The sequence below is a fragment of the Burkholderia metallica genome (assembly GCF_001718555.1).
Taxonomy (GTDB): Bacteria; Pseudomonadota; Gammaproteobacteria; order Burkholderiales; family Burkholderiaceae; genus Burkholderia; species Burkholderia metallica.
In genome coordinates this window covers 2,957,260-2,967,116 of the sequence record NZ_CP013403.1, presented here as the reverse complement: position 1 = coordinate 2,967,116, position 9,857 = coordinate 2,957,260, and the positions used below count along the sequence as shown (strand labels likewise).

10 protein-coding genes are annotated in these 9,857 nt (G+C 65.1%); 5 read left to right on the top strand and 5 right to left on the bottom strand.

Translation table 11 applies throughout. The features are described 5' to 3' along the window. Positions 1-90: 90 nt before the first annotated feature. Together WJ16_RS32595 and parA are read right to left on the bottom strand one after the other, a co-directional pair. The gene (locus WJ16_RS32595; RefSeq protein ID WP_069261044.1) at positions 91-1,152 is read right to left on the bottom strand and encodes a ParB/RepB/Spo0J family partition protein; all 1,062 of its coding nucleotides are present in this window, start codon (positions 1,150-1,152) and stop codon (positions 91-93) included. A gap of 23 nt (positions 1,153-1,175) precedes the next feature. Next, positions 1,176-1,838 (bottom strand): ParA family partition ATPase, encoded by a 663-nt coding sequence (parA, locus tag WJ16_RS32590; protein WP_011353621.1) that lies wholly within the window; start codon positions 1,836-1,838, stop codon positions 1,176-1,178. A 1,095-nt stretch (positions 1,839-2,933) separates the two neighbouring features. On the opposite strand from parA, the gene arsC reads away from it, so the two are divergent. Beyond that, the gene (arsC, locus tag WJ16_RS32585) at positions 2,934-3,290 is read left to right on the top strand and encodes an arsenate reductase (glutaredoxin) (protein ID WP_069261262.1); all 357 of its coding nucleotides are present in this window, start codon (positions 2,934-2,936) and stop codon (positions 3,288-3,290) included. Between the two features lie 129 nt (positions 3,291-3,419). Here the strand turns inward: arsC and WJ16_RS32580 are convergent, their stop codons facing one another. Beyond that, a complete protein-coding gene (locus tag WJ16_RS32580; RefSeq protein WP_069261043.1) occupies positions 3,420-3,641 on the bottom strand; it encodes a zf-HC2 domain-containing protein in 222 nt (73 codons plus the stop codon). After that, positions 3,619-4,218, bottom strand: coding sequence for an RNA polymerase factor sigma-70 (locus tag WJ16_RS32575; protein ID WP_069261042.1), 600 nt, complete (start codon positions 4,216-4,218; stop codon positions 3,619-3,621). The genes WJ16_RS32580 and WJ16_RS32575 overlap by 23 nt, the downstream gene beginning before the upstream one ends. Before the next feature lie 369 nt (positions 4,219-4,587). On the opposite strand from WJ16_RS32575, the gene WJ16_RS32570 reads away from it, so the two are divergent. Beyond that, entirely contained in the window at positions 4,588-5,142 is a 555-nt protein-coding gene (locus tag WJ16_RS32570) for an NADPH-dependent FMN reductase (protein ID WP_069261041.1), read from the top strand. A gap of 52 nt (positions 5,143-5,194) precedes the next feature. Here WJ16_RS32570 and WJ16_RS32565 read toward each other — a convergent pair whose 3' ends face one another. After that, entirely contained in the window at positions 5,195-7,444 is a 2,250-nt protein-coding gene (locus WJ16_RS32565; protein ID WP_069261040.1) for a hybrid sensor histidine kinase/response regulator, read from the bottom strand. A 471-nt stretch (positions 7,445-7,915) separates the two neighbouring features. Between WJ16_RS32565 and WJ16_RS32560 the strand changes: the two genes are divergently transcribed. Genes WJ16_RS32560 through WJ16_RS32550 form a run of 3 tightly spaced genes read left to right on the top strand, consistent with a single transcriptional unit; the run spans position 7,916 to position 9,838 of the window. Next, positions 7,916-8,284: a response regulator gene (locus tag WJ16_RS32560; RefSeq protein ID WP_039344648.1), complete on the top strand. Its 369-nt coding sequence runs from the start codon at positions 7,916-7,918 to the stop codon at positions 8,282-8,284. Further along, complete coding sequence (locus WJ16_RS32555) at positions 8,277-8,903, top strand: chemotaxis protein CheC (RefSeq protein ID WP_069261039.1); 627 nt, start codon at positions 8,277-8,279, stop codon at positions 8,901-8,903. Before WJ16_RS32560 ends, WJ16_RS32555 begins: the two co-directional genes overlap by 8 nt. Next, a complete protein-coding gene (locus WJ16_RS32550; RefSeq protein WP_069261038.1) occupies positions 8,900-9,838 on the top strand; it encodes a GGDEF domain-containing protein in 939 nt (312 codons plus the stop codon). The genes WJ16_RS32555 and WJ16_RS32550 overlap by 4 nt, the downstream gene beginning before the upstream one ends. The last annotated feature ends 19 nt before the right edge of the window (positions 9,839-9,857 follow it).

Genomic DNA, 9,857 nt, shown 5'->3' with positions numbered 1-9,857 from the left:
CGCCCGCTCAGGCCTTTTGACGGGCCGCCGCCGGCCCCGCCCTCGATTGGGCGAGCCGGCGTCTTCATCAGGGCCGGCCGGCCGTTTCCATCACTCCGACAGCAGCATCCGCTCGAGTTGCTCGAGGATCGCGTCGCGCTTGTCCTTCGGCAGACCGCGCAGGCGCAATTCGATGCGATCTTCACCATACGACTTCAGGTCGCCGACCGACTTGCCGCCGAGCTTGATCTCGAGACGCTGCGCATAGCGCTGACGGCCCGCGGCCTTCGGCGTTTCCTGCGCCGCGACGCGGCCCTTGACGATGTCCGACACCTGGCGCGTGCTGAGGTCGTCCGACACGATCTTGTTGATCAGCCGGAGCGTGGCCTCGGTGCCGCGCGCGTTGTGATAACGACCGACCTGATACGCCATGTTCGAGCCGAAGCGATCGGGGCGCGCGACCATTTCCTGCATGATCGCTTCCGGCAGCTTGCCGATCGACAGCGCGACGGCCACCGTCGACTCGTCGAGGCCGAGGTGTTCGGAGAGTTCCTTCTGGCTCTGGAAATGCTTGTCGTCGAGGAAGCGGCGCCACACGACGGCGTTGTCGAACACCGTCTGCGAATCGCGCTGGACATTGAGGTCGTAGCCGAGCTTGTAGCTCTGGATGCCGATCGGCACGTCGATCACGATCGCCTTGACCGACTCCTTGTTCGCTTCCTTCAGTGCTCGCACGCGACGCCCGCCGTCGCTGACGAAATACGTGCCCGGGTTGTCGTAGTCCGGAATCACGTGGATTGCCTGCTGCTGTCCTTGCTTCGCGAGGTTGACCGCGAGCTCGGCAATCGACGATTTCAGATAGAAGTGCCGCGGGTTGAACGGGCTATGCTTGATCGCCTTCAGCGGCAGCTCGATCACCTGCCCCGGCGCATAACGGTTCTCGAGGCGCCACGCGCGATATTGCGCCGATTCATCGATCGACGGATCGATCGTGAATTCCGGAGCGGGCGGCGGTGCGATGTCTTTTTTCGCGGATTTGGTCGGCGCCGCGGTGGGCGTCTCGGACTTGACGATACCGTCGATCGCATTGAGTCGATCGAGCGCCGTGCGCTTTTCGCTCGTCGTGATATCCGGGCGCGCTTGGAATCCTTTAGCAAATTGGGAGGGTTTCATGTGACTCCTTTGTGCGCATAAAGTCAGGGCAGCATGGCGACGATTTCGTCGGCGCATGCGCGAATTTCAGCGGCGGCCAGCTTGCCGCCACGATCGTTCATCTGCAGCACGGTCTGACCGAGCGCCATCGCCTGCTTGTACGCCTCCCGGGTCGGGATCTGCGTTTTCAGCAACGGGAAGCCGAGTTCTTCGAGCGCGCGCTTGAGCTCGCGGGTCAGCATGCGCTTTTCTTCGGTCTTGTTCAGCAGGAAGACGGCGCGGAGGTCTTCGTTCATCACCTGCGCTTGCTGGATCAGTTTGACCAGACCGACGCTCGACCAGTAATCGGCCGGCGACGACGACGTCGGAATCACGGCGATCGATGCGGCCAGCAGCACGACGCCGGAGACCTTCTCGGTGATCGACGGCGGGCAGTCCACGACGATGATGTCGTAGTCGTTGATGAACTTCTTGATCTCGCGATGGATCTGGCCATCGGCTTCGGCCAGGTTGACCACCGGAAACGGGATGCCGGTGTCGCTGTCGCCGGATGCGCTCGACCAGTGGACCAGTGTGTTTTGACGGTCTGCGTCGATGACGAGGACGCGCTTCCCTTTTTCATGGAACGCGGCACCGAGGTGCATGGCAATCGTGCTTTTGCCGACGCCACCTTTTTGTTGAGTGACTGCAATGATTTCCGCGGCCAATTTTCACTCCTGTTTTGGTCGTTGGAATTCTACAGGACGATAATTGGATTTCAATGAAATTGTCGTTGAACAACTACGCGTTGGCCATTCGGGCTATCGGTTTATGCGCATAAACGAGTCGATGATGTTGGGTGGCGCGAGGAGATGGTGTGGCGGAGGCGTGAAACGCGATGAGTGCCTCGTGGGTTGAGTCGTTGTGTATGGCTTCGGCGGTTTGATTCGCGGGTTGTCGCAGGCTCGCCGAGCACTGCCCTTGCGTTCGTTGGAGCGGTCTTGCAGCAGGAGAGCCGGGGGAGTTTGTGCGCATAAACTCCGCTGCTCCCGAGGTGGGCGATCGTCGTGCGACTGAATGCCGACGGGACACATGAGCCGAAGACGCAGCGTACGCGTGCTACCGAACCTGCGGATGTCGACACTGCCCGTTGTCGGAGCGCTTCTGTTTATGCGCATAAACCGCGCGCGGTAGACGGCAGGCGATGAACGGCGATCCACATCGCGCTTGCCCCGAAGATCGATACGGCAGGCACCTGCGGATCGCCGCCGCCGGATCGTATTCAGCGCTCGCGGACGATAGGTCTAGCGGCGAAGGTTCGCATCGCGACCGCGCCGAGATTCAGCGCGCGGTGATCCATCTGCGATGCTGCATACCGACGCACCGACGCACCGACGCACCGACGCACCGACGCACCGACGCACCGACGCACCGACGCACCGACGCACCGACGCACCGACGCACCGACGCCGCCCCGAATCACGAGTTTCCTCGCCCGGGGATCGCAAGCTTTATGCGCATAAACCAACCGGCGACACAACCGCCCGCTCCCTTTCCGGTCGAAAGCACCAAGCATTGGTCAAGCCTGCGGGGGCGTTTACGTATCATCCAGCGATAGCGCACCGCTCGCCTTTATGCGCATAAACCTACCAATTCATTAACGCACCTCGCGTAAAGCACTCCCCTTCGGCCCCATCGCATGGTCTCGCCCACCTGCGCCAACAAAGCACGAACGAACTCACCACGATCCCGCACCCAAGCGCCCATCCAGCCCCCAACACAGACTGGCTACAATACGAGGCTCCGCTCTTCAGAACTGAATGATGATCACGATCTACCACAACCCCCGATGCTCGAAGTCGCGCGAGACGCTCGCGTTGGTCGAATCGCTGAATACCACCGGCACACCGTTGAACGTCATCGAGTACCTGAAGACGCCGCCGACGGCCGCGGAAATGGAAGTGCTGCATCGTCAACTTGGCCGTCCGGTGCGCGACATGCTGCGCGACGGTGAGGAGCCGTACAAGACACTGGATCTGGCTCGCGCCGATCTGAGCGACGCAGAAGCCTATGCGGCCATCGCCGCTCACCCGATTCTGCTGCAGCGGCCCATCGTCGTTTATCGCGGCAAGGCAGCGATCGGCCGGCCGCCCGAATCGGTTCAGGCGTTGTTCGAATAATTCTTGTCCGCCTTATTTTTCTGACTGTGTCAGCGCCGGGCGCAAGTCCCGGCGATCGAACACGGCACGATCGCCCAGGCAGCATCCCACCACCGCCCGGACAATCGCCGCAGCGCGCCTGCCCAGGCCCTAGGCCTCCCCGGACGACTCACCGTCGTCAGCACGAAACGGCCCCCGCCCCGCCGCCGCATCCGCGGCCGTCCGCAGCAGCGCGATCTGCTCCCGATAGGTCCTGCAGCCGCTGCAGGTCGGCAGGTGTATGCGCACCTGCACTCGCTCATGCAGGGTCAGATGCCGGTCGAGCGCATCCGACAGCAGTCGCGTCACGTCAGTACATTTCCCCGGCAGCATCTTCTGTCGTCAGTCCTTGTTCGCTCAGGCAGGTTCGCAGGCGCGTGCGCGCCCGATACAGCAGCACGCTGCAATGATTCGTCGTCAGCGTCAATTCGCTGCAGATGTCCGTCATTTCGACGTCGAGGAATTCGCGCATCATGAACACGCGTCCGATCTGCTCAGGCAGATGATCGAGGCAGGCCTGGAACAGCGTCCAGAACTGCTGCTGCTGCAACAGCGTTTCGGGGCGCGGCCATGGCCGCGGCTTCGCATGCGCGGCCCAGTGCCCGTTTTCCTTGAACAGTTCGCGATCGAGCGCCGATTCGCCGTCGAGCTCGGCATCGAGCGCGGACAGGCTCACGGTCCGCTGCCGCGCGCGCAGCACGTCGATCAGCTTGTTGCGCAGGATGCCGAACACCCAGGTCTTGTGCGCGGAGCGCCCCGCGAAATCGCCGGCGTGCGACCACGCGGCGGCGAGCGCTTCCTGCACGGCGTCTTCGGCCGCGTCGGCATCGCGGAGCTGGAGGCGCGCGAAGCGCAGCAGGTCGCGCCGCAGTTGCGCGAGATAAACGGGATCGTCGTAGGCGGACGGCATGTGTGGTTCGCAGTGTTTCGAAGCGACCGTGCAGGCGCCACAGGGCGCGCGCGTCGCGGTGCGAGCAGCTTACTGGGCACAGCGCTCCCTGTGCAATTCAATGTTCCGTCACGTATTCACAAAACCGGCTGCCGGGCTGCGCTATGCTTGCCGAACCCTGTGCCGCGCGTCGTCGCCGACACGCGGCGGGCAATGTGTAACGTCAGAACATAACGGCTGACTTATCCACAATTTCTGTGGAAAACCTTGTGGAAAGTCGGCCGGACGGCCCCGTGGGGCGGTTCGCGGGCTGGCTTGCCTATAAACAGACCTTTGTCTCTCGTTCGGAAGCAATCGATCCGATTCCTCACCCACCGGAAGGAGAATGCCATGTCCTATCGCATCGCTGTCGTCGTCGGCAGCCTGCGTCGCGCGTCGACGAACCGCGCGCTCGCACACGCCGTGATCTCGCTCGCGCCCGCCGATTTCTCGTTCGAGTTCGTCGAGATCGGCGAACTGCCGCTGTACAGCCAGGACTACGACGCCGATTTCCCGGAAGTCGCGAAGCGCTTCAAGCAGTCGATCGAAGCGGCCGACGCGCTGCTGTTCGTCACGCCCGAGTACAACCGTTCGATTCCGGGCGTGCTGAAGAATGCGCTCGACTGGGGCTCGCGCCCGTGGGGTTCCAACTCGTGGTCGGGCAAGCCGGGCGCCGTGCTCGGCACGTCGCCGGGCGCGACGGGCACCGCGCTCGCACAGCAGCATCTGCGCAACGTGCTCGCGTACCTCGACGTGAAGACGCTCGGGCAGCCGGAGATGTTCATCAAGCACGATCCGGCGCGCATCGACGACCAGGGCCAGATCGTCAGCGAAGACACCCGCAAGTTCCTGCAGGGCTTCGTCGATCGCTATACGGGCTGGGTGCGCCTGCTGAAGTCGGCCTGAGCGTCACACCGGCTCAGACCGCCCACGCCCACGCCGGCCCGCACGCGGCGGGTCAGGTGCCGGTGCGGCGTGCGTCACGCGCTTCGCGAATGCCCAACAGGATCTCGTCGAGCAGCGCGATGTCGAACGGCTTCGACAGCACGCGGACGTTGACGGTGCGCGTGCGGTCGAGCTCCTCCGCGTAACCCGTGACGAGAATCACGGGCAGTTTCTCCGGCCGCCGCTCGACCGCTTCGGCGAGGTCGATGCCGTTCAGGCGGCCCGGCATGTGGATATCCGAAATCACCAGGTCGAACGCATCGTTCGCGGCCGCGCCTTCGATCAGGCGCAACGCGTCGTCGGCGGTGGGCGCGTAGGTCACACGGTGCCCGAGCAGCGAGAGCAGCGCTTCGGTGCCGGCCGCGACTTCGCTGTTGTCCTCGACGAGCAGCACGTGCAGGCCGGCGGTCGCGCCCGCCCCCGCATCGTGCGCGACCGCCGGCGGCCGCACGACGACATCCTCGGCGCGCGCGCGCGGCAGGTAGAGGCGCACCGACGTCCCGGCGCCGACCGCGCTGTCGATCGTCGCGAGGCCGCCCGAGCGTTCGCAGAACGCGAACACCTGCGGCAGCCCGAGCCCCGTGCCCATCCCCTGCGCCTTCGTCGTGAACAGCGGTTCGAACGCGCGCGCGAGCACGTCGGGCGCCATGCCCGAACCCGTATCGTCGAGCGAGATCTGCACGAAATCGCCGGTGAGCGGGAAGCCGTCCTCGCGGCGCAGCGTCACGTTGCGCGCGCCGACCGTGAAGCGGCCGCCCGCCGCCATCGCGTCGCGCGCGTTGACCGCGAGGTTGATCACCGCGAGCTCGAGTTCCGCGACGTCCACGCGGATCGGCCAGACGCCGGGCTCGATCGCGACGACCAGCGACGATTTCGAGCCGAGCGAGGTCTTCAGCAGTTCGCGGCACGTGCCGACCCATTGCCCGATGTCGATCGTTTCGTTGTGCAGCGGCTGCTTGCGCGCGACGCCGAGGAGCTGGCGCGTGAGCGACTGCCCGTTCTTCAGCGCGCGTTCGATCGCGCCGAGTTCCTTGTCGAGATGCTGGACCCCGCGCCGCCGCGCGATCTGCACGTTGCTCGAGATGATCATCAGCAGGTTGTTGAAGTCGTGCGCGACGCTGCCGACGAGGTTGCCGAGCGCCTGCATCTTGCGCGACTGCCGGTACGCCGATTCGATCGAGCGCCGCATCGACGCTTCGGCCTGCCAGCGGTCCCACGCCTCCTCTTCCGCCTTCAGCCGCTTGAGCGACAGCCAGATCACGGACCACAGCGCGACCGACGGCGCGAACATCGAGATGAACAGCACGCTCAGGTGTTCGTACCACTCGTGCCAGATCGCCGACGTGCGATACGAACAGGTGACGTAGACGGGATAGCTGCCGACCTGGCGGTACGCGACGATCTCGCTGCTCGCGCCGTCGTGGCGCACGCGCACGACGCCGGCGCGCGGATCGTTGCGCGCGTCGCCGAACGTGGCCATCCGATCGGTGTGCGCGAGCGACGGCGGCGGCGGATACGACGCGATCACCGCGCCGTCCGAGCGCGCGAGCGCCATCGTCATCGGCGTGCTCGCGCCGCCGAGCAGGTCGCGGTAGAACGCGTTGAAATACGACGACTTCAGCGCGATCGACACCATCCCGGCGAACGAACCGTCGCTATGGCGCCGCGCGACGCCCGTGTTGAACACGGGAATGTTCTCGAGCTTGAGCGGCCCCATCATCAGCCGCGAGATGTGTTCGATCACCTTGCCGTCGCGGATGCCGGCGAAGTCGTCGCGGTTCGCGATCGACGCATAGGGCGCCGGATAGTAGAGGCTGTTCGCGAGCAGCATCCCGCTCGCGCCGAAGATCGACACGGCGGCCACCTGCGGATAGCCGCCGCCGATCGTGTTCAGCGCTTCGTGGATGTCGGACTCCCGGTTGCGCACGGTCGCGTCGTCCATGTCCTGCACGAGATCGACGATGCGCGCATCGAGCGTTTCGCTCAGGTCGAACACCTTGAGCGCATGCTCCTCGGCCACCCGCACGGTGCGCATCGTCACGTCGCTCGCGGCGGCCTCGCGCGTCTTCAGGTCGTTGTACGCCATCACCACGACGTAGATGCACGGCAGCACGATCGCCGCGACGAGCAGCACGATCAGCGTCACGCGACGCACCGCGAAATCGTGCTCGGGCGCACCGGCCGCATAGTTGCCGTCGTCCTGCCAGTCGTCGGCGGGCGGGGAAGCGGGAGCGTGGGAGTCGGCGGGCCGGTCGGACGTCATCGGGGAAGCGGGTCAAGCAGAGGTGCCTGCCATCATAAACGAGTTGGGACGGCCCGCCGTACGGCCCCGGACGCCGGCCATCCTGTCGATTCCGACAGGAGGAAATTGTCAGATTGAAAACGCGACGAATCCGGCAGCGCAAACGTACACAAGGAAAAATTTTGCGTGCTTATCTCGAAAATGGTCGCGGCTGTTTTCGCAATGGCGTGCGTTCGGACCAATTCTGTTCGAAATGGTGAAAATGGCGAGTTGCATCGCCTCAGGTTTACTCAGAGAATCGCGCCTTGCTTTCCCTATGACAGATAAATGCGCCCGCCGGCATTCGCTGCGCGGTGCGTCGCGCGCACCCGCGTCGCGTCGCCCGTGCGCGGCCGCAAGGCGGTTGCCTGCGGCCCGAACGCATGGCGCCTAAAGAAGCGCGCCGCGCGGTCGTTAACGCGAGAGAGACCATTCCGTATACCGCATCGCCCCATGCCTTTGCCGATTGTAATTGCCGACGATTCGCTGCTCGCTCGCAAACTTCTGACAAAGGCGCTGCCGGGAGGCTGGGACGTCGAAGTCGCGTATGCCGCGAATGGTCGAGAGGCCTTGGCGCTCTATCGTGACGGCAAAGCTTCCGTGATGTTTCTGGACCTGACGATGCCCGACATGAGCGGATATCAGGTCCTGGAAACACTGCGCCACGAAGATCTGAATACGTTCGTGATCGTGGTATCCGCCGATATCCAGCCGCAGGCGCAAGCACGCGTGCGCGAATTGGGCGCGATCGCATTCGTAGCCAAGCCCGTGACGTCGGAGGCATTGCTGCCCATTCTCAAGGAGTATGGGTTGTATGCCTGACTCGGTGTTCACGGCGGAGCAACGCGACGCGTTGCAGGAAATCGCCAACCTCGCAATGGGCCGCGCCGCCGCGCGGCTCGCGTTGTTGCTCGGGCACTTCATCGAGCTGTCGGTGCCGCGCGTGCGCGTCGTGAAAGCGACCGACGCGGGCGACGCGCTGCGCGAGATGACGGGCATTCACGACAACGTGACCGCCGTGCGCCAGGGCTTTCGCTCCGACATCAAGGGCGAGGCGCTCGTGCTGTGCCGCACCGCGGGTATCGCGCGGCTCATGTCGGTCGTCGACCGCACGTTCGGCGACGGCGTGTACGGCGGGATGGCGACGCCCGACGAAGTCGTGTTCGACGTCGCGAACGTGCTGATGGGGGCATGCGTCGCGTCGATCCTCGACGAGCTCGGCCGCAAGCCGGTGTTCTTTCCGCCGGGGCTGCTCGGCGCGAACGTGTCGTTCGACGACGTATTCCAGCCGACCGAGCTGGCCTGGAGCGTTGCGTTGCTGCTCGAGGTGAACTTCGGGCTCGAGGACCACGCGTTCCGGGCTCACTTCGTCATGCTGATGGCCGAGGATTCGATCCGGCTGATGGGCGACGCGCTCGACGCGTTGCTGTCCGCGCTATGACGGCCGCCGCGCCGTCGCTGAGCGACCTCGTGATCGAGCGGGTGGGCTTCGGCCTGTTCGTGCTCGACCGCGCGATGACCGTGCTGATGTGGAATCGCTTCATGCAGGACCACAGCGGCATCCCGGCCGCCGACGTGATCGGCCGCAACCTGTTCGACTGCTTTCCCGACCTGCCGCGCGCATGGCTGTCGCGCAAGCTCGAGAGCGTGTTCCAGCTCGGCAGCTTCGCGTTCAGCTCGTGGGAGCAGCGGCCCTACCTGTTCCGCTTCGAGCACGACCGGCCGATCACGGGCGGCGTCGACTACATGCAGCAGGACTGCACGTTCATGCCGCTCACGCGCGGCCGCGACGTCGAAGCCGTGTGCGTGACGATTTCGGACGTCACGCATGTGAGCGTGATGCAGCGCGAACGCGAGGAAGCGGTCGCGAAGCTGCGCGAGCATGCGAATCGCGACGGCCTGACCGGCATCGCGAACCGGCGCTTCTTCGAGGCGCGGCTTGGCGACGAATTCGCGCGCTGGCAGCGCTACGGCGGCGACATGTCGATGCTGCTGTTCGACCTCGACCACTTCAAGACGATCAACGACCGCTTCGGGCATGCGGCCGGCGATGCGGTGCTGCGCGAGACGGCGCGCCGCGTGGCGTCGATCGTGCGCGCGCAGGATACGTTCGGCCGCTTCGGCGGCGAGGAATTCGCGCTGCTGCTGCCGTGTACGAATCTCGACGAGGCGATGCGCGTGGCCGACAAGGTGCGCGATGCGATCGGCAGCCAGCCGGTCGATGCCGAGGGCGTCAGCGTGCCGGTGACGGCGAGCGTCGGCGGCGCGTGTGCGAAAGCGGGCGCGCTGACCTGCGACGTGCTCGTCAACGAGGCCGACGCCGCGCTCTATCGCGCGAAGCGGCTCGGGCGCGACCGGTCGGTCGCGTACGCGTAGCCGCTGCACGCGCAGCGCC

Excerpts from the sequence above, each read along its gene's own strand:
- WJ16_RS32580 (WP_069261043.1), bottom strand. The coding sequence starts at position 3,641 with ATGCTGCCGGGGAAATGTACTGACGTGACGCGACTGCTGTCGGATGCG.
- arsC (WP_069261262.1), top strand. The coding sequence starts at position 2,934 with ATGATCACGATCTACCACAACCCCCGATGCTCGAAGTCGCGCGAGACG.
- WJ16_RS32565 (WP_069261040.1), bottom strand. The coding sequence starts at position 7,444 with ATGACGTCCGACCGGCCCGCCGACTCCCACGCTCCCGCTTCCCCGCCC.
- WJ16_RS32575 (WP_069261042.1), bottom strand. The coding sequence starts at position 4,218 with ATGCCGTCCGCCTACGACGATCCCGTTTATCTCGCGCAACTGCGGCGC.
- WJ16_RS32550 (WP_069261038.1), top strand. The coding sequence starts at position 8,900 with ATGACGGCCGCCGCGCCGTCGCTGAGCGACCTCGTGATCGAGCGGGTG.
- WJ16_RS32560 (WP_039344648.1), top strand. The coding sequence starts at position 7,916 with ATGCCTTTGCCGATTGTAATTGCCGACGATTCGCTGCTCGCTCGCAAA.
- WJ16_RS32570 (WP_069261041.1), top strand. The coding sequence starts at position 4,588 with ATGTCCTATCGCATCGCTGTCGTCGTCGGCAGCCTGCGTCGCGCGTCG.
- WJ16_RS32595 (WP_069261044.1), bottom strand. The coding sequence starts at position 1,152 with ATGAAACCCTCCCAATTTGCTAAAGGATTCCAAGCGCGCCCGGATATC.
- WJ16_RS32555 (WP_069261039.1), top strand. The coding sequence starts at position 8,277 with ATGCCTGACTCGGTGTTCACGGCGGAGCAACGCGACGCGTTGCAGGAA.